General features: G+C 70.4%; 31 protein-coding genes. 5 read left to right on the top strand and 26 right to left on the bottom strand.

The features are described 5' to 3' along the window. Positions 1-39 precede the first annotated feature (39 nt). The 4 genes from RIC31_RS17525 to RIC31_RS17510 all read left to right on the top strand — a co-directional run bounded on the left by RIC31_RS17525 (position 40) and on the right by RIC31_RS17510 (position 3,429). A complete protein-coding gene (locus RIC31_RS17525) occupies positions 40-918 on the top strand; it encodes a hypothetical protein (RefSeq protein ID WP_350110594.1) in 879 nt (292 codons plus the stop codon). An 86-nt stretch (positions 919-1,004) separates the two neighbouring features. Continuing rightward, on the top strand, positions 1,005-1,814 hold the full coding sequence (locus RIC31_RS17520; RefSeq protein WP_350110591.1) for a hypothetical protein: 810 nt from the start codon (positions 1,005-1,007) through the stop codon (positions 1,812-1,814). A 10-nt stretch (positions 1,815-1,824) separates the two neighbouring features. Further along, positions 1,825-2,703 (top strand): fumarylacetoacetate hydrolase family protein, encoded by an 879-nt coding sequence (locus RIC31_RS17515; RefSeq protein WP_350110588.1) that lies wholly within the window; start codon positions 1,825-1,827, stop codon positions 2,701-2,703. A gap of 39 nt (positions 2,704-2,742) precedes the next feature. Continuing rightward, positions 2,743-3,429 (top strand): hypothetical protein, encoded by a 687-nt coding sequence (locus RIC31_RS17510; RefSeq protein ID WP_350110585.1) that lies wholly within the window; start codon positions 2,743-2,745, stop codon positions 3,427-3,429. Here the strand turns inward: RIC31_RS17510 and RIC31_RS17505 are convergent. The 3 genes from RIC31_RS17505 to RIC31_RS17495 form a co-directional block, all read right to left on the bottom strand. Continuing rightward, on the bottom strand, positions 3,420-3,674 hold the full coding sequence (locus RIC31_RS17505) for a hypothetical protein (RefSeq protein WP_350110582.1): 255 nt from the start codon (positions 3,672-3,674) through the stop codon (positions 3,420-3,422). The two genes, RIC31_RS17510 and RIC31_RS17505, sit on opposite strands and share 10 nt — an antisense overlap. Continuing rightward, complete coding sequence (locus tag RIC31_RS17500; RefSeq protein ID WP_350110580.1) at positions 3,674-3,901, bottom strand: hypothetical protein; 228 nt, start codon at positions 3,899-3,901, stop codon at positions 3,674-3,676. Before RIC31_RS17500 ends, RIC31_RS17505 begins: the two co-directional genes overlap by 1 nt. 93 nt (positions 3,902-3,994) lie before the next feature. After that, positions 3,995-4,189, bottom strand: a complete 195-nt coding sequence (locus RIC31_RS17495) for a hypothetical protein (protein ID WP_350110577.1) — start codon at positions 4,187-4,189, stop codon at positions 3,995-3,997. A gap of 164 nt (positions 4,190-4,353) precedes the next feature. Between RIC31_RS17495 and RIC31_RS17490 the strand changes: the two genes are divergently transcribed. Next, positions 4,354-5,154 (top strand): sulfotransferase, encoded by an 801-nt coding sequence (locus RIC31_RS17490; protein ID WP_350110574.1) that lies wholly within the window; start codon positions 4,354-4,356, stop codon positions 5,152-5,154. On the opposite strand, the gene RIC31_RS17485 is transcribed toward RIC31_RS17490, so the two are convergent. The 23 genes from RIC31_RS17485 to RIC31_RS17375 all read right to left on the bottom strand — a co-directional run bounded on the left by RIC31_RS17485 (position 5,126) and on the right by RIC31_RS17375 (position 25,104). Then, the gene (locus RIC31_RS17485; RefSeq protein WP_350110571.1) at positions 5,126-5,791 is read right to left on the bottom strand and encodes an SPRY domain-containing protein; all 666 of its coding nucleotides are present in this window, start codon (positions 5,789-5,791) and stop codon (positions 5,126-5,128) included. The genes RIC31_RS17490 and RIC31_RS17485 overlap by 29 nt on opposite strands. 1 nt (position 5,792) lies before the next feature. Next, positions 5,793-7,205 (bottom strand): phage head spike fiber domain-containing protein, encoded by a 1,413-nt coding sequence (locus tag RIC31_RS17480; protein WP_350110568.1) that lies wholly within the window; start codon positions 7,203-7,205, stop codon positions 5,793-5,795. Between the two features lie 45 nt (positions 7,206-7,250). Further along, positions 7,251-8,105, bottom strand: coding sequence for a hypothetical protein (locus tag RIC31_RS17475; protein ID WP_350110565.1), 855 nt, complete (start codon positions 8,103-8,105; stop codon positions 7,251-7,253). A 7-nt stretch (positions 8,106-8,112) separates the two neighbouring features. Further along, the gene (locus RIC31_RS17470; protein ID WP_350110562.1) at positions 8,113-12,699 is read right to left on the bottom strand and encodes a hypothetical protein; all 4,587 of its coding nucleotides are present in this window, start codon (positions 12,697-12,699) and stop codon (positions 8,113-8,115) included. 189 nt (positions 12,700-12,888) lie between these two features. Further along, positions 12,889-13,167, bottom strand: coding sequence for a phage tail assembly chaperone (locus RIC31_RS17465; protein WP_502990134.1), 279 nt, complete (start codon positions 13,165-13,167; stop codon positions 12,889-12,891). Positions 13,168-13,172: 5 nt separating this feature from the next. After that, positions 13,173-13,628, bottom strand: coding sequence for a phage-derived protein YdaY family protein (locus tag RIC31_RS17460; protein ID WP_350110556.1), 456 nt, complete (start codon positions 13,626-13,628; stop codon positions 13,173-13,175). Positions 13,629-13,654: 26 nt separating this feature from the next. After that, positions 13,655-14,824, bottom strand: a complete 1,170-nt coding sequence (locus RIC31_RS17455) for a phage tail tube protein (protein ID WP_350110553.1) — start codon at positions 14,822-14,824, stop codon at positions 13,655-13,657. Between the two features lie 163 nt (positions 14,825-14,987). Continuing rightward, the gene (locus RIC31_RS17450) at positions 14,988-15,347 is read right to left on the bottom strand and encodes a hypothetical protein (protein ID WP_350110550.1); all 360 of its coding nucleotides are present in this window, start codon (positions 15,345-15,347) and stop codon (positions 14,988-14,990) included. Continuing rightward, on the bottom strand, positions 15,344-15,811 hold the full coding sequence (locus RIC31_RS17445) for a DnaT-like ssDNA-binding protein (RefSeq protein ID WP_350110548.1): 468 nt from the start codon (positions 15,809-15,811) through the stop codon (positions 15,344-15,346). Before RIC31_RS17445 ends, RIC31_RS17450 begins: the two co-directional genes overlap by 4 nt. After that, positions 15,808-16,110, bottom strand: coding sequence for a hypothetical protein (locus tag RIC31_RS17440; RefSeq protein ID WP_350110545.1), 303 nt, complete (start codon positions 16,108-16,110; stop codon positions 15,808-15,810). The genes RIC31_RS17445 and RIC31_RS17440 overlap by 4 nt, the downstream gene beginning before the upstream one ends. A 204-nt stretch (positions 16,111-16,314) precedes the next feature. Next, entirely contained in the window at positions 16,315-17,469 is a 1,155-nt protein-coding gene (locus RIC31_RS17435) for a major capsid protein (protein ID WP_350110542.1), read from the bottom strand. A gap of 140 nt (positions 17,470-17,609) precedes the next feature. Next, positions 17,610-17,864 carry a hypothetical protein gene (locus tag RIC31_RS17430; RefSeq protein ID WP_350110539.1) on the bottom strand — a complete coding sequence of 85 codons (255 nt, stop codon included), beginning with the start codon at positions 17,862-17,864 and terminating at the stop codon, positions 17,610-17,612. 16 nt (positions 17,865-17,880) lie between these two features. After that, positions 17,881-18,285: a hypothetical protein gene (locus RIC31_RS17425; RefSeq protein WP_350110536.1), complete on the bottom strand. Its 405-nt coding sequence runs from the start codon at positions 18,283-18,285 to the stop codon at positions 17,881-17,883. Between the two features lie 185 nt (positions 18,286-18,470). After that, positions 18,471-18,956, bottom strand: coding sequence for a hypothetical protein (locus RIC31_RS17420; RefSeq protein ID WP_350110533.1), 486 nt, complete (start codon positions 18,954-18,956; stop codon positions 18,471-18,473). A 52-nt stretch (positions 18,957-19,008) separates the two neighbouring features. Further along, on the bottom strand, positions 19,009-19,257 hold the full coding sequence (locus RIC31_RS17415; RefSeq protein ID WP_350110530.1) for a hypothetical protein: 249 nt from the start codon (positions 19,255-19,257) through the stop codon (positions 19,009-19,011). Between the two features lie 22 nt (positions 19,258-19,279). After that, positions 19,280-19,480, bottom strand: coding sequence for a hypothetical protein (locus tag RIC31_RS17410; RefSeq protein ID WP_350110527.1), 201 nt, complete (start codon positions 19,478-19,480; stop codon positions 19,280-19,282). A 164-nt stretch (positions 19,481-19,644) separates the two neighbouring features. Continuing rightward, a complete protein-coding gene (locus tag RIC31_RS17405) occupies positions 19,645-20,130 on the bottom strand; it encodes a hypothetical protein (protein WP_350110524.1) in 486 nt (161 codons plus the stop codon). A gap of 15 nt (positions 20,131-20,145) precedes the next feature. Next, the gene (locus tag RIC31_RS17400; protein WP_350110521.1) at positions 20,146-20,793 is read right to left on the bottom strand and encodes a hypothetical protein; all 648 of its coding nucleotides are present in this window, start codon (positions 20,791-20,793) and stop codon (positions 20,146-20,148) included. Between the two features lie 6 nt (positions 20,794-20,799). Beyond that, positions 20,800-21,615, bottom strand: coding sequence for a hypothetical protein (locus RIC31_RS17395; protein WP_350110519.1), 816 nt, complete (start codon positions 21,613-21,615; stop codon positions 20,800-20,802). 473 nt (positions 21,616-22,088) lie between these two features. Continuing rightward, positions 22,089-22,799 carry a hypothetical protein gene (locus RIC31_RS17390; protein WP_350110516.1) on the bottom strand — a complete coding sequence of 237 codons (711 nt, stop codon included), beginning with the start codon at positions 22,797-22,799 and terminating at the stop codon, positions 22,089-22,091. Between the two features lie 26 nt (positions 22,800-22,825). Further along, positions 22,826-24,166: a DUF4055 domain-containing protein gene (locus RIC31_RS17385; RefSeq protein WP_350110513.1), complete on the bottom strand. Its 1,341-nt coding sequence runs from the start codon at positions 24,164-24,166 to the stop codon at positions 22,826-22,828. Positions 24,167-24,218: 52 nt separating this feature from the next. Further along, positions 24,219-24,440: a hypothetical protein gene (locus tag RIC31_RS17380; protein WP_350110510.1), complete on the bottom strand. Its 222-nt coding sequence runs from the start codon at positions 24,438-24,440 to the stop codon at positions 24,219-24,221. Between the two features lie 169 nt (positions 24,441-24,609). Continuing rightward, positions 24,610-25,104: a hypothetical protein gene (locus tag RIC31_RS17375; RefSeq protein ID WP_350110507.1), complete on the bottom strand. Its 495-nt coding sequence runs from the start codon at positions 25,102-25,104 to the stop codon at positions 24,610-24,612. Between the last annotated feature and the right edge of the window lie 4 nt (positions 25,105-25,108).

Raw genomic sequence — 25,108 nt, 5'->3', positions numbered from 1 at the left:
CCTTGGGTTGTCGAACGCCCGAAGCAGGAGACCGCTGGCGTGAGGGCCGCCCGGCCCGCGTCCAAGTTCGACCAGGGAGCCATTCCGATGAGATCTGTCCGCAGGGGACTGGCAATCCTCGCATCCTGCTGGATGGCGCTGTCCGCAAGCATGGCGCACGCCCGGTACGAGGAGCCGTGCGGGATTCGCTTCCTGGCCCGGTCCTGCGGGAACCCGGCATATGCCGACACTGTCGTCTGCCTCGACCCGTCTACAGCCGCGTCGCCCGAGATCCGGGCCGGGACGATCATCCGCCTGAACGACTTCGCCGCACAGTCGCTCGATGACCGGGATCCGGGCTGGCGCCTCCACGGCAGCCGACTCGCCGCCTGCCGGCTGTTCCAGCTCGACGCCCCCGATCAGGCCGGAGACGTCATCCTGAGGGCCCAGATGTCGACGTTCGAGACGGCCCTCGCGCATGGGAGCGGCGGAGCCTATCTGGAACCGTTCGCCACCCTGATGTTCCTGCAGGCTGAAGCCGGATTCGACACGGACCTCGACGCCTCGATGACCGCCTTCGAGCGGATCATCGCGCACTACAGCTCGCAGCTGAGCATCGTCGGCGGCCGGACGCTGGCAGTTACCGGGTTCGCCAGGCAGGGGCGTCTTGCGATCGCCACGAGGCAGTTCGATGAGGCACTCGCGCTCATTGTCCGGTTCCCCCGGGCCGAGGGTGAGCGGCTCGGCTATCTCGTCGGCATCGCGAAGGCGGCGGCCGAGGGCGCGATGTGGGAGAGCGCGGCGACGGTCCTGCCGCTCATCGACGCAGACACGCCGATCCTCGAGACCATGCCCGACTCCCGGTACAAGGGCTGGCTGCGCGAGGATGTGCTCGCGTTGCCGGACGCCATCGCCCGCCGGCAGTGGCCGCAGAACTGATCCCTGGACCGGTCCGCCCGCACCCGCCAGGATGGGCGAAAATCTCGGGCGGCCGTCCGGCTCGCCCGTCCCGGCGGGAGGGAAGCATGGGCGACTTGGTGGCCGGCGTGGTCGCGGCCGACACGGTGACGCGGCCGACCGATGCCTGGAAGCACGCGGTGCTGGTGGCCGGCTCGCACGGCGGCGTCTATGCCGCCTACTGTGCGGTCAAGGCCGGGGTACGGGGCGTGATCCTGAACGACGCCGGGCGCGGCATGGACGACGCCGGCATCGGCGGGCTCGACTACTGCGAAGCCCTCGGGATCCCTTATGCCGCCATCGACACCATGTCGGCCCGGATCGGCAACGGCGACGACATGCTCGCCCGCGGAATCATCTCGGCCGCGAACCGGACCGCCGAGGCGTTGGGCGTCCGTTCCGGCATGCCCTGTGCGGAGGCTGCGGCCGCGATGACCCGGGCGGTATTGTCCGGCAAGCCGGTCCCGGCCTACGAGGAGGCCCGTTTCGAGTTTCCCGCCGGGCCGGGCGGCCGCCGAGTCGTGCTGGTCGATTCGATCTCGCTGGTCGGGCCCGGCGACGTCGGCCAGGTCGTCGTCTCCGGATCGCACGGCGGTATTCTCGGGAGCGAGAAGGCGGCGGCGATGAAGATCGACGGGTACGCGGCCTTCTTCAACGATGCCGGCGGCGGCGCCGACGACGGCGGGTTCTCGCGCCTGCCGGCACTCGACGAGCGTGGCATCGCCGCCGGGACCGTCGGCGCCATGACCGCCCGCATCGGCGACGCCCGCTCCAGCTACGAGCACGGCGTGCTGAGCCGCGTCAACGACATCGCGCGCCGGCTCGGCGGCGCCGAGGGCATGGCACTGAAGGCCTTCTGCGAAAGGCTGACCGCGTGAGGAGGACAGGATGAAGCTGGCGACCTTCACCGAGGGGGGCCGGACCCGGATCGGGGTGGTCGAGGACGACCGCATCGCCGACGTTTCCGCAGTCGATCCGTCGATCCCGGCCGACATGACCGCGTTTCTGAAGCTCGGCCCGGCCGGCCGCGCCGCCCTCGACCGCGCCCTGGCCTCCGCGCCGCGCCGGCCGCTGGCCGAGGTCAGGTTGGAGGCGCCGGTGCTCCGGCCCGGCAAGTTCCTGGCGGTCGGCCTGAACTTCGCCGACCACATCAAGGAGCTCGGCGCCGCCACCCCGGCATTCCCGTCGACCTTCGCCAAGACGACGAGTTGCATCAACGGCCCCTACGACCCGGTGCACCGGCCGCGGGTCTCGGACACCCTCGACTACGAGGGCGAGCTCGGTATGGTGATCGGCAGGCGCTGCCGGCACGTCCCGAAGGAACGGGCGCTGGAGGTGGTTGCCGGCTATGTGGTGGTCAACGACCTGACCGTTCGCGAATGGGTCAACCTGACGCCCCAGGTCGTGATCCCCAAGAGCTTCGACACCACCGGGCCGTTCGGTCCGTGGATCACCACCGCCGACGCGGTCCCGGACCCGCAGGCCCTGGCGATCCGCACCACCGTCAACGGCGAGATCCGGCAGAGCTCCTCGACCGCGGAGATGATCTTCGGCTGCGCCGACCTGATCGCGCTGCTGAGCCAGGCGGTCACCCTGGAGCCGGGCGACGTCATCACCACCGGCACGCCGCCCGGCGTCGGCGAGGGCTTCGCGCCGAAGCGCTACCTGCAGCCGGGCGACGTGGTGCGGGTCGAGATCGACGGGCTCGGGCATATCGAGAATCCGGTGATCGCGGAACCGCAGGCTACCTGCTTCATTGAGGACTGACGCCCCGGCCAGGCCGGGTACCAGTATCGGGAGACGACCATGGGATTGCTCGGGACCGGCATGCTGCTGACCTTCACGGAAGTGGCACCGGAGCACGAGTTGGACTTCAACGAGTGGTACAATCGGGAGCACATCGACGAGCGGGTGTTCATGCCGGGCTTCCGGCGGGCCCGGCGCTACGTGGCGGCCGACCCGGCGACCCGGGTGAAGTATTTCGCGTCCTACGAGACCGGCATGGTCCAGGACCTTTGCGCCCCGGAGTACATGAAGCTGCTCGGCGACCAGTCCGACTGGTCGAAGCGGGTGATGGCGCGGTTCACCCATTTCGACCGGCTGACCCTCGCCTGCACCGTCGACCTGGCGCACGGCATCTCGGGAGCGACCGGCCTCGCCCGGTTCTTTCCGCCCGACGAGGCCAAGCAGGATCTGCGCGAGATCCTGCGCGATCGCGTGTTGCCCGAACTGGCGTCACGGCCCGGCATGCACGGCGCGGTGCTGCTGGAGAACGACCTAGAGGTGGTGGCGGTCGGCCTGCGCGCCCAGGGCAAGCCCGTGCCCGACGACCTTCGCCAGGAATGGGTCGTGCTGCTGGACGGCAGCAGCCCGTCGATCGTCGGCGCGGCCCTCGACGCCGGCTTCGGCGACGACCGGCTGGCCGATCACGGCGTGGCGTCGGCGGCGGTCGACCTCGGGCGCTACGCCCTGGTGTTCGGGAATCACCGCTGACCTGCCGGCGGGGCCGGTAGCGGGCCGGCGGCCGCGGTGCCGCCCCCGGCGATCCGGGCGAGCGCCGCATCGCGCAGGGCGACCACCACGTCGAACAGCGGCGCGATGACGGCCCCGACCACGGCGGCGACCTCGGCCGGCATCGGCACCTCGGGCACCGCGGCGTTCCACACCCAAGCCGCCAGCACGCCGGAGCCGACCGACGCGCCCGACACCGCCAGCCGCGGTTTCGCGGTCTCCGCCATCACTCGGCCTCCCGGCAGGGGATCACCGGCACGCCGCCGGTGAGACGATCGCGCACGGCCGCTTTCGCCTGCGCCGTGGTCGAACTGCAGTAGGTGCTGCTGGCCGCGGCCAGGGCCGCCTGGGCGCCGAGCACGACGGTGGCGACCGGGATGCCGGCGCAGCCGCCGAGCGCCGGCAGGCAGAGGACGGCGGCAGCGAACGCCGCCGCCCGGATCACGCGGGTCATGGGACTCTCCGTGTACGGATGGGACAGGGACTGTCGAGCGACCGCCCGCAGGCGCCGTCTCGAACCTCGGCAGGGTCAGGGCCTGGGCAAGGGTCAGGGCCTGGGCAGGTTCAGCAGCGCCACCAGCCCGCCGAGCACCGACAGGGCGATGGCGCACAGCACGCCGAGGATGAACGCCTCGACCCGCCCGACCCGCCGCTCCAACTCGGCCAGGCGATGATTCACCAGCGACCGCGCGTCAGCGGCAGCAGGCCGCGCGACGCCGGCCGGAACCGCGAAGTCCTTCATGGCGAGGCTCCCGTGAGACTCTGAGAGTTGAGTATGCGTCCCGCCAACGGTAGAATTGACACTGGCAAGATGCTCGAAACACAATCCAAGTTTGGGACTTTGTTAACATGACGAACGTCTTGATGTGGATTAATCACATCAATTTACTTGCACGATCCGGACAAATGAAAGATGCCGCCGATGAAGCAAAAAAGATGCGCCAAACAATCACAGGAGAAAATAATTTTTATTCTACCCTACCTGAATTACGAGGACCTGATATTATAGTGGGAGGCCCTCCACGCACCGCTTCAACTTGGCTTCGTGGAGTTCTTGGAAAACATCCGAATGTAACAGTTGCGAAAAATGAAATAAATTCCCTACATAGTATCGAGTGTGGCGATTTAGTTTCTACACTTACGATATATTCAAATCAAAATACCTGGAAGAATACCAAATCACCCCCACAATTATATTGCGACAAATCACCATCATACGCCTCGATGAGTGAAAACAACATTATGATGATTCATGCATTATTTCCAAATACTAAAATTATTCTTTGCAAAAGAAATGAATCAGATCGCTTATGGTCAGCAATACATCACAGAATGAGACAAGTAAATTTTATTGGAAACTGGATTGAATTTTGCACGTCAGATCCATACTTTATCAAAACTCAACTCATCGATGGGCACATTGATTCTCATATTGTTCGCTGGACATCAATATTCTCAAACAACAATATAATAATAATTGAATATAATGATATCTGTAATTCGCCGATATCATCCGTAAATTTTGTACTAAATCGACTCGATATCGCATCCATTGATGAACTTCCAAAATCACAACAGACTGGAATATTACGGAGAACTCAAGAGCAAGAAGTCAAGAAAACGCCACATGATCGCCCTCTTAATTTTATCGATGTTGTTCACTCTATTGTCGAATCCATCAAACACCCAACCCCCACCCCGCACTGAACCCGGATGGGGGGTTATACATAAATGGCGATCCACCGAAATTTGCCATAATTCGATCACCATTTGTTTTCAGAGAGGCTCGAACACCCCAATCTGTGGCTGATGATGCAATTGCACCATCGAAAGCCGGATTCTCATTTACACTAGGATTCCCACCGTCAAACCAAACACCATTTTCGCCAAACCAAATTTTTGCTGTTGCTTGTCCTAGATAAACATAAGACGAAATTGCTATCATAATTATACTGCCCGGAACGAGAACCACCCCGAGAGAGTTGGCAATTCCATTGCTCTTTTTTACGCCATCACCTCGCCAAGCGTACCCCCACGGCAGATCCCCAAGTTCGGCGCCGCCAGGATCTAAATCAGAATCGGCAAAACCAATACTGATGCTCCCTGCTGCCCCACCAAGTGAGACCGTTCGTACTTCGAAATACCTTTTCCCGTCATCAAAATTACCACCGCCTGACGCTGAGAGCGTATATGCATTCGCGGTATTTGGCCCCGTCACTTGAGCGGTCAAATTCCAGTCCGACAGCGTGATATTCGGGTTCGTCCCCGCCGGATTCCAGGTCGCGTAGACCGGGGCGGGCAGGAGGACGGTGTTCACCCGCGGGTGGCCCAGAAAGCTCGGCATCTCAGATCTCCTCCGGGGTGTAGTCCTGCTGGATGATCCGGTCCGGGTCGCAATGGATCATCAGGTCGACGGTCTGGCCGGCCGGCAGCGCCGGCCAGGTCACCGGCTGGCCCTGCCACAGCACGGCGTCGGTGCGGGTCGTCCCGACATGCTGGAAGCCCTGGTAATCGGTCCCGGCGCCCAGGGTCGCGCCGCCGAACAGGATCGATTCCCCGGCCTGGACGAATGTGTCGGCGCCGGCGGCGTCGAGCAGGTTCAGCGTGGTGGTCAGGGGGACGCCGCCGACCGCCACGTCGGCGACCAGCCAGACCAGATGCCAGCCGTCCCCGAGCGCCCGGATTCCGCTGCCCAGCACCGCGCCGCCGTTGAGCCCGGCGCCGGCGAGGATGCTGCCGGCCGCCAGGTCGAGGTCGAGATACCCGCCCTTGGCGTAGGTATCGACCACCAGGCGGAAGCGGGCGCGCTGGCTGGCTCCGGCCTTGAGCAGGGTGGCGGCGACATACGCGTAGGGCGGCTCCGCGTTCGGCGGGCGACGGGCGCTGAGGTAGTGCTGGACGGGTCCGGTCCCGCTCGCGGCCAGGGTCCAGCCCGGCCCGGCCGGGGTGGCTACGTCCCGGACCGGTGCAAGGTCGCCGCGCGCCCAGCCGCTGTCGATCGACGCAGGCGACAGGTCGTTGCTGGAGGTCAGGCGCGACGCCGGCAGGACGGTGACGTTCCAGCCACCGGCCCCGCCGACGGTCGCGCGGATCCTGTGGGCGTGCTCATAGCCCGGGGTGTCGGCACCGGCGACCAGGAAGGTGGTGTCGCCGACCAGCGTGCAGACCAGCGATGTCGGGTCGGACGGACCGATCAGAAGGTCGCCCGAGACCTCGCCGAGATAGCCGACCCGCGACTCCCCGGCGCCCCCGAGACTCGCCCGGCCCGCGACCGCCAGGTCGCCGGACAGGGTGGCATCGGCGGCCCCGAGGATCGACCGGCCGGCGGCGTCCAGGTCGACGGCCAGCGCCGGCGCCGGGTCGAGCGCCAGGCTGACCCCGCCGTGCGGCCGGGTGATCACCCAGTCGGCGGCGGCCGGTCCGGAGGCGAACTGCACCTGCAGGCCGAGCGTCGTGCCCGAGAAGCCGGTGACCGTGGCGATCATCAGCCGCGCCGGATCGCCGGCGCTCACAATCCGGACGAGCATGCCCGGCGACAGCCCGACCTCGGCGGCGTCCTGGTGGGTGGTCAGCACGAGCGCGCCCACCGCCGGCGTCGCCGGGGTCGAGGACGTCGCCGCCAGCCCCTGCAGGAACGCCGCCTCGCGGGCGAAGGCGGCGAGGATCGCCGGGAAGCCGGTCGCCTCGTCGGCATAGGCGGTGCCGGCGACGTTGGCGTCGGTGAAGGTCTCACCGGCGAGCGTGACGCTCCAGGCCATGGGCGGGTCTCCGTGGCAAGCGGGATGGCGGGAGGCCGAGGTCGCCTACAGCAGTTCCTCGACAGAGAAGGTCTTGGCGAAGCGGCCCGGGAGCGGATTGGCGATCGGCGCCGTCTCCGCCAGCACGCCGTAGACGGTCTGGCGGTGGCGGTGCCGCAGGTCGTCCGGGTCGACCATCACCATCAGGTCGCCACCGACGCCTTTCAGGCGCTCCAGTTCGTAGGCCTGCCCGAACACCTCGTCGCGCTCCAGGTAGTCGAAGGCGAAACGCAGGCGCCGGTACTTCGGCTGAACGTCGACATAGCTCTGGCCGCCGCGCGAACGCACCCGACGGCTGTCGTCGACCTGCTCGATCGACCAGCCGTATTGCAGGTTCACCCGCGGCTGCCAGGCCGGCCCGGCGACCAGGCGGCCAGCCTGCAGGTAGCCGTCGGGGTGATCCGGGTCGGCCAGTTCGAGCCGCAGGTACCGGGCGATCACCGGCACCGGCAGCACGTGGATGGCGGCGATCCCGTAGGTCGCCGCCTCCTCCGCCGACAGCTGGCCGCCCCAATGGAACTCGCCCCACAGCCCGACCCCGAACGGCGTCACCGCCGGCCAGATCGCGGCCCAGCCGGAGTCGTGCAGCGGAGCCGCGAATGCCGGCTCGGCCGCCAGCCGCAGCCGCCAGCGCCCGGCCTGGGTCAGGTTGTGGCGGATCAGCGCCACCAGCCGCACCGGCCCGGCGACCCCGAAGTCCAGATCGACGACGGTGTCGGCCGGGTCCGCACTCGCCGTCCGGGCGACCCTGCTCGGCTGCCGGTCGGCCAGGTTCGCGGCCGGCAGCTCCGCGGTCCAGCCGCCGCCCGAATAGCCGGCGGCATCGGCGTGGTTGCGGTAGGCGATCAGCATGCTGCCCATCGACGGATCATCCCCATAGGTCCAGGGTCACTTCGTTGACCGCCGCGTCCTCGACCATGCCGACCACCAGCAGGTTGCGGCCGGCGGCCAGGCCGTAGCGCGGGTAGCGGATCCGGACGGTCCGACCGAGCTCGAGGGCGAAGGGCTGCACCTTCAGGCGCACCCGGAACGCGTCGCGGTCGGCCCCGAACAGGACCAGCCGGCGGGCCGCCTCGGCCTGGGCGTCGGCGGCGAACGCCAGCGCAGTGTCGTGCACCGCCTCCTCGGCCAGCAGGTGGCGGGTCCGCACGGCGGCATCCTCGGCGCTGGCATAGCGGAAGCCCTCGGCCAGGTCGGCACGGGTGCCGTCGTCGACCGCCCCGGCGACGGCACCCGGGTCGAGGGTGCGCCAGTAGCGGCCGAAGCCGAGCTTCTGCCGCCATAGCGGCCGGCCGACCGCGACCCGCTCGATCTCCAGGATCTGCACGGCGTCGAACTCGGCGTCGGCCGCCGTCGCCGGCGGGTCGAGCCGCCCGACCGTCAACCGGCCGGCCCGGTCGAACCCGTAGTGGCCGCCGACCGCATCGACCAGCGCGTCGAGCAGTTCGGCCAGCGGCGTCTCGTCGGCGACGAACATGCCGACCGGCGCCGGGGCGACGGCATCGAACGCCGCGAAGGCGTCGAGGTCCAGGTCGGCCGGATCGGCGAAGCCGGCCCGGGCGGTCGCCAGCCGGCGCACCAGCCCGGCCGCGGTCTCGACATAGCCGTCGCCCGGTCCGTCCGGCGCGTCGCCGCGGACGTCGGCGGTGACGGTGCCGGCCGGCGAGGCGCCGAGGGTGAAGCAGCCGGTCGCCGGGTCGCTGCGGAACTGCCCGGCCGCCGGAACGCCCGCCACCTTGGTCAGCGGCAGCCCGCGGTCGTACACCGCGTCGACCTCGGCGATCGGCCCGTCATGGACCTGGTAGAGCAGCGCCGCCGGGTCGACCAGCACCGCCGGCACCCGCAGGGCGCGCCCGAAGCACAGCGGCCGCGGCCGGCCGGCCAGGCCTTCGCGCCCCTCCGTACCGCCGGTCCCGGCATAGGTCGCGCGCGCGATCTCGGCCTCGAACCGCGCCTGCAGGTCGCGCAGCCGGACGGTCAGCAGCAGGTCGTCGAACTCGACCTGGTCGGCGGTGCCGTCGAACACCAGCCCGAACTCGGCCAGGGCGAAGCCGTCGCCGCCGAGCCAGACCCGAACCCGGCGGCCGTCCCAGGCCAGCGCCGCCAGGCCGTCGAGGCCGCCGTCGGCGTTGTTCAGGGTCAGCGCCCCGAAGCCCGGCACCGAGCGGCCCTGCAGGCGGCCGCCCGAGAACAGCTGGCGCTCGAAGTTCAGGGCGGTCACCAGCCGCGGCTCGTACCAGGCGTTCGGCGGGTCGTCGCCGGGCGCGGTGACGAAGCCGTGGCCGCTGAACCGCAGGGTCCGGGTGGCGCCGAGCGCCGGGTCGAACGGCTCGACCACCACCAGGTAGCGGCGCCCGGCATAGGCGTCGGACAGCAGATCGTCGAACCGGCTCATGCCGCCCTCCCCGCACCCGTACCGGCCGCCAGCCGCTCGAGCGACCGGCGCAGCGTAGCGTTCTCGCCGCGCAGCCCGGCGATGTCGGCGCGCAGCCGGCGGGTCTCCTCGACCAGCGCCTCGATGCCGGCGGTCCGGCGCGCGCGCCGCGGAGTCGTTGGCCGGCGCCGACACCGTCACCGGGATCGTGCGGCCGTCCGGCAGCGGCACGAACGCCTCCGGCATGCGCGCTTCCCCGAACAGCGCGAGCTGCGGCCGGACCGCGATGCCGCCATGGGCATAGCGGTGCAGCTCCAGCGGCCCGCCCGGCGTCATCACCCCGCCGCCGGCGAAGTTGACGGACGACGCGATCGCGTCGACCAGGGCGGCGATCCCCGGCGACAGGCCGGGCCGGAACGCGTCGAAGCCGCCGTTGCCGAAATCGCCGGCATAGCCGGTCAGGCGGGCCAGGATACGGTTGCGGGTCGGGTTGCGGCCGAAATCGGCGTCCGGGTTCGGCAGTTCGCCGACCTCGCCGGTCACCGCCCGGCGCAGCTCCCTCAGTTCCTCGAGCTGGGCCTCGGCGACCTGCAGCTGGCGGTCGGCGACGTCGCCGGTCGCCCGCAGGGTCGCGTCGACCTGGCCGAAGATCCGGGCATAGTCCTCGTTGCTGGCGTAGAACTCGCGCGCCAGTTCCAGATAGGTCTCGCCCGCCTCCGGCAGCTCGGCCTGCGCCGCCTGGTCGCCGGCCTGCGAGCGGCCGGCCAGATCCTCGAAGCGCTGCCGGGCCTGCTCCAGTTGCTCGGCCGGCGACAGCACCGACAGCGCCGGGTCGAGGTTCAGTCGGCGCCGAGTGTCGGCGATCGCCTCCACGACCGCCTCGGCGCTGCGCTTCACCGCCTCCTGCTCGCGGATCTGGGCGTCGAGCTCGCGGGTGGCGAGCCGGGTGACGTCGGCGAGGGTCAGCTGGGCGGCGACGTTGTCGTTGGCCGCGGCGGTCTGCACCGAGAGCGCTTGCGCGAGTGCATCCGAGACCACCGCATTGTCCGCGAACTCGACCCGCAGCGCGTCCAGGGCCGCGATCGACAGGCTGCCGGCCGAGACCAGCGCCTCGACCTGCAGCCGCAGCAGCTCGTCGAGACCGGTGACGTCGGCCCCCAGGGCCTCGCCCTCGGACCGCCGCGTCTCGTGAGCCCCGACCAGGTCGCCGACCCGGTCGATCGCCCCGAGGCCGGTCGCCGCCCGCAGGTCGCGGGCGACGTCGCCCTCATAGGCCTCGCGCAGCCGGTCCCGCGCGGCGTCCTTGCCCTGGTCGATCAGCGCCGCCGCTTCCTCGGCCGAGTAGCCGGCCTCGCGCAGCGCCGCGCTCAACCCGTCGAGCCGGGTCTCGGCCTCGGCGAGCTGCAGGGCGTAGCCGGTGAGCGGCGCGGTATCGCCAGCGGCCTCGGCGATGCCCAGCAGGGCCCGGACGTAGTCGTCGACCGCGGTCCGGGCCGCCGCCAGACGCTCGGCCGCGAGGCCGTCGTCGCTCGACGGCAGCTCGATGATCGTCGAGCCGGGTTCCGCGGTCGTCGGATCCGGGTCGGCGTAGCCGACGACCGTCCCTTCGTCGGTGACCGGCCGGCGTTCCGCCAGGCTGGCCGCCTCGGCCACGGGGTCCTCGTCCGGCACGGCAGGGTCGAGCGGCGCGAACAGCCGGCCGGCGCGCTCCAGGAAGCCGCGGATCCGCTCGGCGTCGTCCGCGCCCTGGGTTTCCGCCCGGTCGCGCAGGTCGAGGCGCTGCAGCGCCGCCGGGTCGCCGGCCGCCTTCAGGCGCTCCACGGTCCGGCCGAAGTCGCGCAGGAAGGCGACGTCGGCCAGGCCGTCTTCGAGGGTCGTGAAGTCGGCCGCGATCGCGCGCCGCAGCCCGATCGCGACGGTGTCGGCCCGGTCCGGATCGACGCCGCGGGCGGCGCTGGTCTCGAGGGCGCGCAGCAGGCCGGTCTGAACCGCCCGCAGCACCGCCTCCTCGGGATCGTCCAGGCCGGCGAACACCGCCCCGGTGGCGAAGTCGGCGCCGTGGCCGGCATCGATGCCGGCGAAGAAGCCCTCGGGCAGGACCGCCTTGCGGCCGCTCGAATAGCCGATGGCGGTCAGGTCGGCGAGATCGCCGACCCTGGCCCCGAGCCGGTCGAACACGTCCTGCAGCGTGGCCGCCACCTGCTCGCCGAGCCGGGCGATCTCGCCGACCGGTCCGTCGTCGAGCCCGAACGGGTCGCTGGCGAGCTTGCCGCCGACGGCGCCGATGCCGGCCTTGGCGAACGGGTAGTCCTTGTCCTCGAAGAATCCGGCAACCAGCGGCAGGGCGGCGGCGATCACGTTCACGCCGGGGATCGGCAGCAGCGCGCCGAGGGCGCCGGCAGCCGAGCCGAACAGGCCTCCGAGGCCGCCGCCGCCGAGCAGCGATCCGAACAGGCTGCTACCGAGGCTCAGGACCGACCCGAGACCGCCCGAGCCGCCGAACAGCGAGCCGAGCGCACTGCCGAGCCCACCGCCCGACCCACCGCCGGAACCGCCGAGCAGCGGACCGAGCAGTCCGCCGAGCTGCCCGATCAGACCGCCGATCGATCCGCCGGCACCGCCGTTCAGGACCTTGGAGACCGCCCCCAGGACCGGCGACAGGTCGAGGCCGGTGATCCGGCCCAGCAAGTCCGCGACCAGCGGGCCGAGGGTGTCGAACAGGTCGGCGAACCGCAGCTTGCCGTCCCTGACGATGCGCTCGAACAGGCCCTGGAAGGTCTCCGTCAGCCGGTCGCCGAAGCCTGCCCAGACGACCCCGGCCCGGCGTGCCGCCGCCTCCTGCTCGGCCGCCGCCTCGCCGATCAGCGCGCCCTGGTCGCGATAGGCCTCGTTGCTCTCGCCGATCAGCCGCCGGCGCTCGCGCTCCAGCGCCACCGCGTCGTCGAGCCGGTCGAGGCCACCGCCGCCCTGGCCGGCGACCAGCCGGCGGAAGGCCCCCTCGGCCGCCGCCACCGCGGCGACCAGCCGGTCGAAGCCTGCCGCAGCCGAAGCGAGCGTCGCCGGCGTGAAGGCGATGTCCATGGCAGGTCTCCCGGGGTTGGCGGCGGCGGGTGGGTTCCGGATCGACCGCGCCGATGCGGCGCGGCCGTCCGGAATGACGATGGGGAGGACAAGCGTCCCGAGCGCGGTCCCGCGCGCCCCTCCCCACTCGTCATTCCGGAGCGAACCGCCAACGGCGGGACGCATCCGGAACCCAGGCGCCGTAAAGGGCTACCCTTCGCGGCGGCGTTCGGCGGCGCGGACGAGCACGGCGTCGTCCATGGCGCGGACCAGGCGGACGAACTCCTCGACGTCGACGACGCCGAACAGCGCGCAATAGGCCCTGATCTCGGCCAGCGGGATGGCGGCCGGCGCGACCCCGGCAGGGCCGGCGGCCAGTGGGCGGACCGCCGACAGCATGGCGAAGCCCTGCAGCACCGGCTCCAGGTCCGCGAACGGCTCCGGCCGGTCGCGCAGGGCCGCCGGCAGCCGGCCGGTGGTCTCGGCCAGCGTGGTCAGGAAGTCGACGCGTCCGCCCCAGTCGTGCTGCCAGCGGACGACGTCGACGAGTTTTTTTCCGCGTCCTCGAGATCGCGCTCGCGATAGGCTTCCTGATCGCCGGCCAGCTCGACCACCAGGTCGCGGAAGTCCTTGTAGGCCGGGTCGACCAGGATCGCCGCCGCCGCCTCGCGGCTGTAGGCCAGCGCCGCGCCGTCGCGCTCCAGCCCCTGCCAGTCGAGCAGCACGGTCTCGGCCAGCACCTCGGCGGTGATCCTCTCGGTCACCTGGTCGTCGAGGGTTCCCGCCCGCAGCGCCCGGCGGTACGGCTTCAGCCGCCGGGCCATGGTCTCGCGATAGCGGCGGTTGCCGATGCGGGCGATCTTCAGCCGGCAGCCGGAGCCGGCGTCGACGGTGGTCCACACGCCCTCGTCCTCGAGCGCGGTGTCGGCCTTGAAGCGGTTCAGGTCCATGGGAGTTCTTCCTGGCTGGGGCGGGATCAGGCGGCGAAGCGGTCGATCTGCAGGGTGCAGCCGGTCACCGGGTCGCGCAGCGCCTGCAGGTCGAAGTCGGCCAGGACGTCCTGGTCGTTGCCGCCGGCGACGATGCTGCCGCGGACCAGCTTCACGCGCGGCAGGGTGACCACGTAGCCGTTGCCGTCGGCGTCGGTGACCCGGAACGACAGGCTGGTCGGGGTGCCCGCCAGGTATTTGGCGTACAGCGCGCCGTCGGCGAAGTAGACCGAGACCCGGCCGGTTACCGTGCAGCGCCCGGCGCCGACGTCGACATTGCCGAGCGATCCGACCGCCTGGACTCCGCGCAGGCCGTTGTCGAGCCGGACCGACAGCTCGCGCAGCGCCGCGTCGGGCATCAGCACGCCGTCCTCGCGCACGTCGCCGACATGGCCGACGGCGTTCATCACGGGGTTCGTCGAGGCCGCGACCGGGGCCCCGGTGCCGACCGAGGCGGCGCCGATTGTCGCGGCCCTGCCGGTGAAGCCGACCGAGCCGGTGATCACCGCGCCGGTGCGGATGTCGAGGCCGAACGAACCGGGCACCATGCCGGCGAAGGCGATCATCTGGCCGACGTCCGGGAACCGCTTCTCCAGGGTGAACGAGGTCTCGGTCACGCCATTGCGCAGCAACGTCCCGGCGATCTCGACGGTCAGGCCGGCGGCCGCCTCGTCGAGGGCCGGCGCCGGCGAGACCCCGAGCGCGCCCGCCGCCACCGAGGTGACCCGGTAGTAGCCGTCGTTGGCGCCGCCGGAGGCCGCGAACCCGCCGACCCGCAACCACTGGCCGACCGCGATGCCGGCCGCCGCGAAGTCGGTGGCCGTGCTGGTGAAGGACGAACCGGCATTCGAGGCGGCGATATCGTCGGCGACCGAGACCGCCACCGGCGTGCCCCAGGCCGAGAACAGCGCTGCCGCCAGCAGCGGGTCGTGGGCGCCGTAGCTGAGCTCGAGCTCGACGCTGCCGGCGGCCTCGGCCCCGGTCTGGATCAGGTCGGCGACCTGGCGGTCGGCCCGCACCTCGCGGCTGGTGGTGTTCTGGATCTGGAAGCCCAGGCTCTCGCCGGTGAAGCGCATCTCGGTCAGCGCCGCCACCGGGGTCTCACCCCAGGTCGATTCGGCGAGGTAGTACAGCTGGGCGCGGCTGGAATCGGCCATCGTCGGGGTGCTCCTGTCTCATTCTCCGTCGTCATCCCGGACCGGTCCGCCACAGGCGGAACAGATCCGGGAGCCACGGAGCGGTGGGTGGGTCCCGGCTCGCCCCCGGACCTGATCCAGGGTTGTCCGGGATGACATCAGCGAAGAAGTGCGACGGCGCCGCTCACCGCCTCACATGCAGGCGGAACAGGGCGGGCCGGTCGCCGGCCCAGGTGGTGGTCAGCGACAGCACTCGGTGCTCGGCGCCGGCGATCACCAGGGCGTCGCCGGGCTCGGGTTCGCCCGCCAGCGGCCCGGCCGCCAGGGTCACGATCCGGTCGCCGCGCCGGACCAGGCCGTCGGCATGGCCGGTCTCGACCTCCTCGATCACCCCGGTCACGGCGCTATCGACCTCGGCCGAGGACACCGCACCGCCGGCCGGGTCGTAGGCCGCCGGGCCGGTCCGCCGCCAAGTCATCGCGGTGCCGGCGCGGGCCACCAGCCGGGCGGCCAGCGGCACCAGGGATTCGTCGAGCCGGCTCATGCCCGCCTCACCGCGACGGCGCCGCCGCGCGTCAATCCCCGCAAGAGCGCCTCGACCGCCGGGAACGCCCGACCGGGCGGGGCGTCGGCGGCATAGCTGATCTCGACCGGGCCGACCCGTTCGGACAACACCCGGCCGCCGCGCTCCACCGGCGGCGCCAGGTCCCCGGCCAGCGCGACCAGCGCCAGCTCGGCGCAGGCCGCCTTGACCCGGTCGGGGATGCCGTCGAGCGGCCTTCCCTCGGCGTCGCGGGCGCCGGTCCGCGGCCAGGCCAGCGGTTGCCCCGGATCGACCAGCCGGCCGACCCAGCGGAAGTTGCCCTCCAGCCAGGCGGTGGCATGCAGCAGGGCGGCGTCGCGGGCCGCCTCGCCCGCCCCGGCCCAGGCTGTTACGGCGCGGGCGGCGAAATAGGCGTCGGCCTCGGCCCGGTCGGCATAGGCGTCGATCCCGGCGGTGACGGTCATGGTCGGCTCCTGCGGTGCTTGCGGCGGCGGCGGCGCGGCGGGGTGGCCGCGGCATCGGGCGCCGGCGGCTCGGGCTCTTCGGAGCCGGCGGGTTCCGGGTCCGGTGGCCCGCCCTCGCTCCGCAGCTTCGGCGGGTCGATGAACCCGCCCTGGCCGAGCAGCCGCCAGTCGGCGTAGCGCCCGTCGCGGCCGGCCAGGTAGTCGCGCAGGTCGACGACCACCGGCTGGCCGGTGCGGGCGTGTTCCAGCACCACGGTCGGCAGGGTGTCTGCCGCGGGGCGTCTCGGGTCGTCCGGCATGGCGGGTCCTCGTGTGCGAGAACGGTGTTCTCTCCTCCGACGTCATCCCGGACCGGATCGCCGCAGGCGAGACACATCCGGGACCCACCCGGCGACGAGCGCCGGCAGCGACCGGCACCGAAGCGGCGGATGGGTCCTGGATCGGCCCGCTGACGCGAACCGTCCGGGATGACGGCGAGTAGGGTGGCGGTGGTCGGGTCGGCCTCAGCCGGCGATGCGCACGGCCAGCTCGGGCCGCACCAGCTTGACGCCCCACAGGACGTCGAACTCCCAGACCGTCTGCTTGTACTGGCGGCTGACCTCCAGCCGCAGCGACAGCCCGGTCTGGGCGTCGGTCATCGCCAGGATGCGGTTGCCGAGCGCCAGGTCGGCCATCCCGGCCGACAGCGGCCGCATGGCCAGCGCGAAGGCGTCGCGGTGGAACGCCAGGTTCACCACGTGGCTGGCCCGCACGTTGACCGCCGCCGCGTCGGCGACGTCGGCCCGCAGCGCCGGGGCGATCGCCACCGCCACGCCGCCGACCGTCAGGCCCGCGCCGGCGGTCACCACATAGGTCTGGTCGTGGCCGGCGAAGGAGATCACGTCCCCGGCCACCAGGGTCGGGGTGCCGGTGTCGGTCCTGATCTGCACCGCAGCCGCGCCGGCCGACGCGGCCGCCGCCGTGCTGACGGTGTAGCTGCCGGTGTCGGCCGCGGTGCCGGCCACGTGGGTGGGCACGCCGTCGTCGGCCACCCAGTCGATGCCGAACTTGCGGCCGATCTCGCCCTCGATCTTCACGCCGGCCGAGCCGATCTTCTCGGCGTCGGAGAACTGCGGCAGGGCGAGCGCGTTTGCCTCGGCGTCGAAGTCCAGCACGCCGCGCCGGTCGGCGCGCGGGGCCAGCTGCTTGTTCAGCAGCTTGCGGGCCGCCGTCGCATCGCCGACCCCGCCGCCGAACGGCGTCACGCCGGCGCTGCCCACGAAGCCGTAGACCCCGGCATACTCGGCGTGCACCGAGGCGTTGACGGTGTTGGCCAGGGCCCGCACCGCCTCCGACATCTGCATCGGCACGAAGCTCTCCTCGGCGTCGATCTCCAGCACCTCCCGGTCGGTCAGGTGGAAACCCGCCTTCTTCCAGTGGTTCAGCGGAATCTGCACGACCGTCGGCGCGGTGTCAGCCGGCACCGGGGCGGTGTTCGACGGGCTGACGTCGGTGGCGGCCACGGCGCTCGGCAGCGGCACGTCGATGGTGTCGCCCTTGCGGGCCGCGTCGTTGGAATAGTCGGCGTTGACGAGGCGCGGCATCACCGCCTGCTCGCGCAGCGCCAGCAGGCCGCGCGCCAGGATCTTCGGCATCACGGCCGTGAGGCTGTTCGCCATGGCGAACTCCTTTCAGGGATCGGGTTTTCGGGGTCGGGTGGAGGCGCGCGCGGCATCCCGCCCCGGGCGCGTGAAGAGGCCGGGCGTCCCGCCGGACCTCGGAGCAATGCGTTATGCGGTCTGCGCTTCAGTCCGGGCGTTCAGCGCCGGCGACCGCCGCCGCGGAACTCATGCCGGCACGTCGCGCCGTCCGCGTCGACCCGGCAGACCGACCAGTGGCCCTCCCGCTCGGCGATCACCACCGCGTCGTCGTCGCGCCAGATCGCGCGGACGCTGCCGTTGAGTGCCTCGCCGACCACGGCGTCACCGTCGCGGTAGCAGTTCACCCGGTCGCCGAGCGCCGCGACGCTGCCGTGCGGGCCGTCGCAGTGCCCCTGGACCCGGAGGCCGGGCATCGCCACGGCGCCGCCGTCACCGCGCCTCGATCCAGATGTCGTAGACCCGGCGGACCGTGCCGTCCGGCGCGACGCGGCGGACGGTGTCGGCGATCAGCCGCTGCAGCCGCTCGCGCTCACCCGAACCGCCGTCCGGGTCGTAGCGGGCCCGGCCCAGCGCGCGCTCGACCGCCTCGACCACGTCGCGCTGCCGTTCCATGAACCTGCGGCCAGAGGCCGGCACCGGGAACTCCACCCGGAAGCCGGCGCGCAGGCTGGACCAGCCGAGCCGCGCCGGGTCGCCGCGCAGGCTGCCGGTGGCGAGCGCCATGAAGGTATCGGCCCGCGCCGGGCCGACGCCCAGACCGGGGGCGCGCAACCCGGGGGCGCCCAAACCGAGGGCAACCGAACCGAGGAGCACGATGAACCAGCGTCGTTGCATGGGGCACCTCCCTGTCGTCCCCATTATGGACGGCGGTGGGGCGATTTCACGGCACCGGCTCCACCCGGCGGGCATGAATCGGCACGAACACCCGGGTCGGCTTCAGGAGCCCGGAGACCCGGGCGCGGATCCGGCCCAGCATACGGGCCTGCGCCTCGATGCTGCGGAACCATCGATCACGGCCACTACTCCAGTCGACGCAGGTGGATCCCCCGCGTCCGGACGACCACCGGCGTCGGCGCCAGATGCGCCGCGATCGTGGGCCGCGCGCGCTCCAGCCAGCGCTCGCTCGACGACTCCGCGCACAGCTCGGCGAAGGAGGTCGCAGCCAGCGCCCGCTCGGCAATTCCGATGGCACCGCCGATACGGTCCCCGACATTCACGCCGGCCGGCAGCCAGAATCGCAGCTCGGCGAACGCCAGCCACTTGCCTCCGTCGGCCGCCGGCAGCACCACGACAAGCGGCGCTCCCTCGATCCGCAGCTCGAGTCCGGGCGGGACGGGCTCCGGCTCGACCGGACGCCAGGTCGAGGGATCCGCATTCCGGGCCATGCAGGCGCGGAACTCATCAGAGACGTGGGCGCGATCGTCATTGCCACACGCATCGGTCGCGACGACCGCGATCAAGCTCGCGGCCGAGAAGCCGAGCATTGTGAAGCGGCTGCGAGGCATCAGAGATCCTCCTTCACCAACGCTAGCGAAGGTCCAGACCGCTTTTCCGGCTTCAGTAGCCGAACGGCTCCTCCCACCACAGCACGCCTTCAGCGCTGAATTCCACTTTCAAGCGGTATCCCGGCCGCGTGTCGCGGCGGTAGGTGCGCTCGCTTTGGCTCGGCGGATAGTGATACACGACGATCCGGCCGTTCACGGCGTCGCACTCGGCGACACCCGGGCGAACGATCCTGCAGTGCGCTTCTTCCCCTTTGGCCTGTCCGTGCGCATAGGGGACCTTCGCAGCGGGCTCTCCCGCCATGGTCTCGCCTCCCTTTCGCCGCTTACGCCACCCGCACCCGCCCGGCCGCGATGTCGGCGACGTGGCGGGCGATGGCGCGCGGGTCGTCGGCCGAGACGGTGAGCGGCCCGCCCTCGCCGCGGCCGGCGGTCGGGGCGCCGCTGCCGCCCTTGCCGGAGCCCTCGAAGGCCCGGCCGTAGACCGGGTCGGCGCGCAGCTCCTCGACCAGCTCGGCGACGGTCATCCAGGTGCCATCCCTACCGTCGCGGCGCCGCGTAGCACCAGCCTCGTCCAGTACGCAGAGGCCAAGTCGCCCTTGCCGTTATCGGTCACCTCTGTTGACCGCTGTCGGATCGCCCGGCCGTTGCTCAGACGACAGCAGGCAACTGCCCCGGGCCAATAGGACGGTCAGGCGGCTGGGCAGAGAATCATGTCCTGTTCGAATAGCTGTCGCAGGTCGTCCCGGAGTTCCTTGATGTCGCTCTCGGACAGCCCTTCCGGTACAATCAGAATCGCGCAGTGGTCGGGATTGCCCTCGATCGGCCGTCTGCGGACGGTGAATGCGCGGCCGTCGACGGCTGTCCTATCCGGAAAGGCCTCGATCGCTTCCACCGAAGCGCGTAGTGCGAACTCCGGTGTGTGCAGACTGCCCTTCGCTGCGGTCTTTTCGGCAGCATACTTCTTGACCGCGTCACAGATCTGCGAGTCGCTCCTTCCGGTCACCAAGTCCACCGAGAAGCCGCCGCGCCGCAAATCGGTGAAGTCCCTAGAGGGAAACGCTTCCGGCTTGAGCCGCTGGACTACAGGATTCCAGTGTAGGGGGCTGACCACCTTACGGGCCACCAAATCTGTCGGGTCCAGTCCCCCACTCTCGCCGTCGGCACCCACAGCCATGCCCGCTGCCAATAATCAGCGTCGCAGGATCGCCGAGATCGCCTCGAAAAGCTGCTTGGGAATATCGTTCCCTCGGAAGGGGTCGTCGCCCTTCCACCGACGATTGCCATGCCTCGCGAAGTAGCTGATCTGTCCGAGTCCTCGAAATCCGACATCGATCAGGAAGTCGTCCCCTTCCCAGTAGATGCCCACGGAGCCATCACCACTCACCTGCGGAAATGGCAACGGAACCTCGTGATCCAGCAAGCGCAGGAATCGCACAGCGTCGGCGACTGCGGCGCGACTAGGCGCAACACCCCCGTACCCGTCCCAGTCCGGATCGAGGTGAATGTAGTCGCTGAGTTGCAGCTCGATATCCATCAACCCCCGATCACGCCGAGACAAGGGTCGTCGGTTCAGTACGCTCTGCCAGCCACGCGCAGCGACGAAATCCGCGCTTGTCGTGTCTTCGATCGACAGGCCAAAGAGTGCGCTGAAATTCCCTCCCCCGAGCGTATCGTCGCCTGGGTCCGAGGGCTGAAGGGGGCTTTCAAGGGACGGCCGCTCTGGGACATCGATCAGCCGAGCATTATAGGTCAGGCTCGATGTTCCGTCGAAGAACCGGCTGTGCGCGAGCGACGCTACCACCGGATCATAAGCGCTGTTGGAATTCCTCAACTGCATCGCAGCCTACCCCTCCGAATCCAAACCGATCTGATCCACCATGGCCGGTGCCAACAGTGAGCGCATCACGGCCTTGTTCATCTCACGACACCTCGGTACCACCTCGTCTAGCACCTCCCAAACCGTCGCATGGTTTGGAGCAGGAGTGGCAAGGTCGAAGCGCAGCATATTGTCGATCTTGACGGCCGGCGAACCTTCGAGTGTGATACTATCTATATGCACACGTTCCAATCGTCGTTCAACTAGCTCGTTGCTGTCATCGCAGAACCAGCCTTGGTGATTGTGCCAGTTCTCGGACAAGCCGCGATTTCGCTGGAGCTCTGGCATGCCGATTTTCTGGAGCAACGCTGCATGCTCCGGGGCACCTTCTCCCTTCCATGTGAAGAGATCCGTATACTGAACCATCACACTGCTAACTTCACAGCTGCCATCCATCACGGTCTCAGATGACCTCAGCAGGAGGTCCCGCATTTTTGGCCAGACCGACGACCATCGGGTGTAGTAGTGGCAATGTGTCGAGATGAAAGGCCCTCGCGCCCAGACGAGCCACTCGTCCTCGCCATCAGGCATAACCCTCGACATTCGCATTTCCGGGATCGCTCTAGCTGGATCCGGCTCGGTTCGTTGAACGTCGAATTTTCCACCGTTCATTGCGAAGCGCACAACGCCAGCAAACTCTGGCGTCCACACCTTCGGAAGGAACTCCTCGAAGCTGTCCCTCGCTGCCATCAATGCGCTGATTCTGCCCTCGATCCCGCTCGTGAACTGGAGCAGAACGAGCATCTCGATTAGAGCGTTCGTATCGCGGGCTGCCCGCCACATTGCCAATCACCGCATCAATCAATATGCCAGCAGAACTCCTCGAGCACCGCAGCCCCTACATAGCATCCGCACCATCTTACTCAACTGTGGCATACTCGCTACCCGCACTCCGTGCCGTCGCCGTGCGTGCATCGTACGGCCTCCCAATCCGGCCCGTCGCCCGGGCTAAGCCCACCTACTCTGGCGGAAGAGCTTGGTCGCCGATTCAGCCTCGGTATCTGACACAAGCCAGATCCTGCACTCAAGCCGTACCAACGCCGATTTCACATTCAACTGGCATCCCAGCCACGTGCTGCGGCGATCGCTGCATTAGGGTTGCTCCGGTGGATAGTGACACACGACGATCCGAGCATTCTGGGCGTCGCATTCCGCGACACTCAGGCGAATGATTTTGCAGCACACCGTCGCTCCGGCCGTCTGTTCGTATACATGTTGGACCTTCACTGCATCCTCTGCAATCGCTCGGACTCCCTCTACGCCACCCGCACCCGCCCGGCCGCGATGTCGGCGACGTGGCGGGCGATGGCGCGCGGGTCGTCGGCCGAGACGGTGAGCGGCCCACCCTCGCCGCGGCCGGCGGTCGGGGCGCCGCTGCCGCCCTTGCCGGAGCCCTCGAAGGCCCGGCCGTAGACCGGGTCGGCGCGCAGCTCCTCGACCAGCTCGGCGACGGTGCGGAACCCGCCGTCCTCGCCGTCGCGACGCCGCGGCGCGCCGGCCTCGTCGAGCACCCGCACCGCAGGCCCGCCGGTGCCGTCGTCGGTCACCGCCAGCCGGTCGCGCAGCACCGGCAGCAGCAGCTCCGGCACGCCGCGCGCCGCCTGCAGGGCCGCCCGGGCCTCGGCGTCGACCAGCCGGGCCTCAAGGGCGGCCCGGCGCGGATCGGGCTCGGGCATGATCTCCGCCGCGGGCACCGCCTCGGCATCGGCATCGACGGGCTCGGCAGCTCCGGGTTCGGCCGGCGCCGCCCCGTCGTCATCGGGCTCCTCCGCATCGCCCCGGTCCGCCAGCTCGGCCTTCAGCGCCTTGCGGGCGGCGCGCTCCTTCTCCAGCGCCGACTTCAGGCCGGCGACGTCCTCGACGCCCTCGGCATCGAGCCGGAAGCGGCCGTCCTCGGTGGCGACATAGTGCTCCCGGACGGCCTCGGGCAGGTCCTCGAGCCGGTCGGCGGTGGCGGGCAGGGTCATGGTCGGACTCCGGTTGCGATTGCGGGTCAGGCGGCGGCCAGCACGCCGCGGCGGCGGATCTCGGCGAGGAAGGTCGGCCGGTCGATCTCACCGGCCAGACGGGCCTTCAGCAGCAGGTCGATCTCCTCGGCCTCGCGGGCGTCGAGGCCGGTGTCGGGGTCGAGCGTCACCCGGCCGGCGGCCTCGGGCGGAAGGTCCATCCAGCGGGCGCACAGGTCGAGGGCCGCGCCGAGTCCCTCCTCGACCGCCCGCACCAGGGCGGCGAGCGCGGAGTCGGCCCGCGCCGAATCGATGGCCCGCTCGGTGGCGGTCACGCCGCCCGGGCGCCGCACCATCAGGTCCAGCCCCATGACCGCCATGCGGTCCTCCAGGTCGGCCAGGTCCTGCCGGCCGGCCTCGATCGCCGCCCCGCCATGCTCGACATATTTCAGGTCGGCGCCGTCGCCGTCCCCCAGGATCAGCCGGTTCGGGCCGATCTCGACCCCCTCCTCGCCGACCTTCAGGTTGCGGCCGAACAGGATCGGCACCCGGGCGACATGCAGGATGTGGCGCTGGTCCGACGACGACTGCCAGTGCGCCAGGTTCAGCCAGGCCAGGTCGAGCAGCGGCGGCCGGGCCGTCAGGAAGCCGGTCCGTTCGGCATAGACCGTGACCAGGGGAACCGCGTCGAGGCTGGTCTCGCCGCCGGCGTGCCGCCGCCACGACCGGTCCTTCGCGGCCTCCGAGCGGCGCCACAGCGACCAGCGCCCCGGCTCCAGCACCCGGACCTGCTCGACCGCGCGCTCGCCCCAGGCGCCGTCGCGCTCGACCACGGTCTCGCGGATGCGGACCCGGTCGAGCCGGCCGCCGGCACCGGCCCGCCAGCCGATCAGGTCGACGGCGGGGACGTGCACCAGATAGGGTCGCGCGCCGCGGGCCCGCTCGTCGGCCAGGGTCTCGCCGGCGTCCCCGCCGGGCGGATGGTCGACCAGGATGTGGGTCAGCCCGTCGGTCAGGGCGGCACGCAGCACGTCGCGGGCGAAGCCGGTCAGGTCGCGGCCGCCCAGGTCGAGGTCGCGGGCGAGCGCACGCAGCCGCGGATCGGCGTCGTCCGACAGGCTCGCCGGCTTGCCGAACGGCTTGCCCGACAGGGTCTGGACGGCCCGCGCCAGGCCGTTGAACAGCACGGTGCGGTGCAGCCGGATGCGATAGGCTTCCAGGCTCTCGCCGGGCTCGCGCGGCAGCCGCCGCTCGCCGGCCTCGCGCATGGTCCGGGTGCCGCCCAGCAGGTCGCGGATCAGCTCCCAGTCGGGCGCGCGGGCCGCCCAGGCGGCGTTCGGCGTCGCGACATCGGCGCCGCCGGCGGGTCCGGCAGATGCGTCGGGCATGGGTCTCTCCGTCGATTGGCGGGTCAGCGGGTGGCCGGCAGGCTTACGGCGGTCAGCCGGCGCCGTGCCGGCGGAACGGCAGAACGACGACGGCGCGGAATCCGGCGGGGTCGCGGCCGTCGAGGTCGATCGCCGGCGTGTCGAACCGGAGCGACCCGATGCTGCGGCCGCGGAACCGGGCCGCCACCCGGTCGGCGAGCCCCAGGGCGGCACCGGCACCCGCCCGTCGCGGCACATGGCAGACCACCACCGCCCGGCCGGGCTCGACCGACACGGCCGGACTTCGCCCTGCGTGGGTGTCGCGGCGACCGCGCGTCCCCAAGGCCGGCCAGTCGGCTGCGAGCTGCCGTTCGAGGCGGCGACGCAGGCCGGCGATATCGATCGGGCGATCCGGCACGTCCACCTCCCCCGCGATGACGGCGCCGCTGGCGGCATCCGCGCGCTCAGTCGTCGGGAAACCGGGTGCCGTACTTGCGAAGGTTCTCCGCGTCCTTCCGGCGGGCCCGCTCGCGCTTGCTCCGCCGGTAGGCCTCGAGCGATTCCTCGGCGGTCTCCATCGGATCCTTGCCGGTCTTCATATAGGTCGGCTTATCGATGAACTTCTCGATCGGCAGGCGTCCGAGTCGAAACCGGATGTAGGACAACGCGACGATGACCGTCAGCAGGGCAAAGGCCACGGGCTGTCCGGGATTGATCGGCCGTCCCGCCATCCTGGCAGCGACCCTGTCGGACCCGTAGGGATCCCAGGTGAGCACCTGGAAGGCCACGACCACCAAAAGGGCGGCCAGGAACGAACAGATCACCAGCGTGGCCTGGGCGACGCGGGCCTGGGAGTCGGTCAGGCCGTCCCGTTCCTGCAGGGCCGCCCCGTAGCCGACGGTGATCCGCTTCAGGACGATGAAGGTCAGCAGCCCGATGATCGCCAGGAAGATCCCCATCAAC

The sequence above is a fragment of the Thalassobaculum sp. genome (assembly GCF_040219615.1).
In the GTDB taxonomy this organism is placed as follows: Bacteria; Pseudomonadota; Alphaproteobacteria; order Thalassobaculales; family Thalassobaculaceae; genus Thalassobaculum_A.
This window is presented reverse-complemented; position numbering and strand designations above follow the sequence as displayed.

Excerpts from the sequence above, each read along its gene's own strand:
- RIC31_RS17520 (WP_350110591.1), top strand. The coding sequence starts at position 1,005 with ATGGGCGACTTGGTGGCCGGCGTGGTCGCGGCCGACACGGTGACGCGG.
- RIC31_RS17515 (WP_350110588.1), top strand. The coding sequence starts at position 1,825 with ATGAAGCTGGCGACCTTCACCGAGGGGGGCCGGACCCGGATCGGGGTG.
- RIC31_RS17510 (WP_350110585.1), top strand. The coding sequence starts at position 2,743 with ATGGGATTGCTCGGGACCGGCATGCTGCTGACCTTCACGGAAGTGGCA.
- RIC31_RS17505 (WP_350110582.1), bottom strand. The coding sequence starts at position 3,674 with ATGGCGGAGACCGCGAAACCGCGGCTGGCGGTGTCGGGCGCGTCGGTC.
- RIC31_RS17500 (WP_350110580.1), bottom strand. The coding sequence starts at position 3,901 with ATGACCCGCGTGATCCGGGCGGCGGCGTTCGCTGCCGCCGTCCTCTGC.
- RIC31_RS17495 (WP_350110577.1), bottom strand. The coding sequence starts at position 4,189 with ATGAAGGACTTCGCGGTTCCGGCCGGCGTCGCGCGGCCTGCTGCCGCT.
- RIC31_RS17490 (WP_350110574.1), top strand. The coding sequence starts at position 4,354 with ATGAAAGATGCCGCCGATGAAGCAAAAAAGATGCGCCAAACAATCACA.
- RIC31_RS17485 (WP_350110571.1), bottom strand. The coding sequence starts at position 5,791 with ATGCCGAGCTTTCTGGGCCACCCGCGGGTGAACACCGTCCTCCTGCCC.
- RIC31_RS17480 (WP_350110568.1), bottom strand. The coding sequence starts at position 7,205 with ATGGCCTGGAGCGTCACGCTCGCCGGTGAGACCTTCACCGACGCCAAC.
- RIC31_RS17475 (WP_350110565.1), bottom strand. The coding sequence starts at position 8,105 with ATGGGCAGCATGCTGATCGCCTACCGCAACCACGCCGATGCCGCCGGC.
- RIC31_RS17470 (WP_350110562.1), bottom strand. The coding sequence starts at position 12,699 with ATGGACATCGCCTTCACGCCGGCGACGCTCGCTTCGGCTGCGGCAGGC.
- RIC31_RS17460 (WP_350110556.1), bottom strand. The coding sequence starts at position 13,628 with ATGGACCTGAACCGCTTCAAGGCCGACACCGCGCTCGAGGACGAGGGC.
- RIC31_RS17455 (WP_350110553.1), bottom strand. The coding sequence starts at position 14,824 with ATGGCCGATTCCAGCCGCGCCCAGCTGTACTACCTCGCCGAATCGACC.
- RIC31_RS17450 (WP_350110550.1), bottom strand. The coding sequence starts at position 15,347 with ATGAGCCGGCTCGACGAATCCCTGGTGCCGCTGGCCGCCCGGCTGGTG.
- RIC31_RS17445 (WP_350110548.1), bottom strand. The coding sequence starts at position 15,811 with ATGACCGTCACCGCCGGGATCGACGCCTATGCCGACCGGGCCGAGGCC.
- RIC31_RS17440 (WP_350110545.1), bottom strand. The coding sequence starts at position 16,110 with ATGCCGGACGACCCGAGACGCCCCGCGGCAGACACCCTGCCGACCGTG.
- RIC31_RS17435 (WP_350110542.1), bottom strand. The coding sequence starts at position 17,469 with ATGGCGAACAGCCTCACGGCCGTGATGCCGAAGATCCTGGCGCGCGGC.
- RIC31_RS17430 (WP_350110539.1), bottom strand. The coding sequence starts at position 17,864 with ATGCCCGGCCTCCGGGTCCAGGGGCACTGCGACGGCCCGCACGGCAGC.
- RIC31_RS17425 (WP_350110536.1), bottom strand. The coding sequence starts at position 18,285 with ATGCAACGACGCTGGTTCATCGTGCTCCTCGGTTCGGTTGCCCTCGGT.
- RIC31_RS17420 (WP_350110533.1), bottom strand. The coding sequence starts at position 18,956 with ATGCCTCGCAGCCGCTTCACAATGCTCGGCTTCTCGGCCGCGAGCTTG.
- RIC31_RS17415 (WP_350110530.1), bottom strand. The coding sequence starts at position 19,257 with ATGGCGGGAGAGCCCGCTGCGAAGGTCCCCTATGCGCACGGACAGGCC.
- RIC31_RS17410 (WP_350110527.1), bottom strand. The coding sequence starts at position 19,480 with ATGACCGTCGCCGAGCTGGTCGAGGAGCTGCGCGCCGACCCGGTCTAC.
- RIC31_RS17405 (WP_350110524.1), bottom strand. The coding sequence starts at position 20,130 with ATGGCTGTGGGTGCCGACGGCGAGAGTGGGGGACTGGACCCGACAGAT.
- RIC31_RS17400 (WP_350110521.1), bottom strand. The coding sequence starts at position 20,793 with ATGCAGTTGAGGAATTCCAACAGCGCTTATGATCCGGTGGTAGCGTCG.
- RIC31_RS17395 (WP_350110519.1), bottom strand. The coding sequence starts at position 21,615 with ATGTGGCGGGCAGCCCGCGATACGAACGCTCTAATCGAGATGCTCGTT.
- RIC31_RS17390 (WP_350110516.1), bottom strand. The coding sequence starts at position 22,799 with ATGACCCTGCCCGCCACCGCCGACCGGCTCGAGGACCTGCCCGAGGCC.
- RIC31_RS17385 (WP_350110513.1), bottom strand. The coding sequence starts at position 24,166 with ATGCCCGACGCATCTGCCGGACCCGCCGGCGGCGCCGATGTCGCGACG.
- RIC31_RS17375 (WP_350110507.1), bottom strand. The coding sequence starts at position 25,104 with ATGGGGATCTTCCTGGCGATCATCGGGCTGCTGACCTTCATCGTCCTG.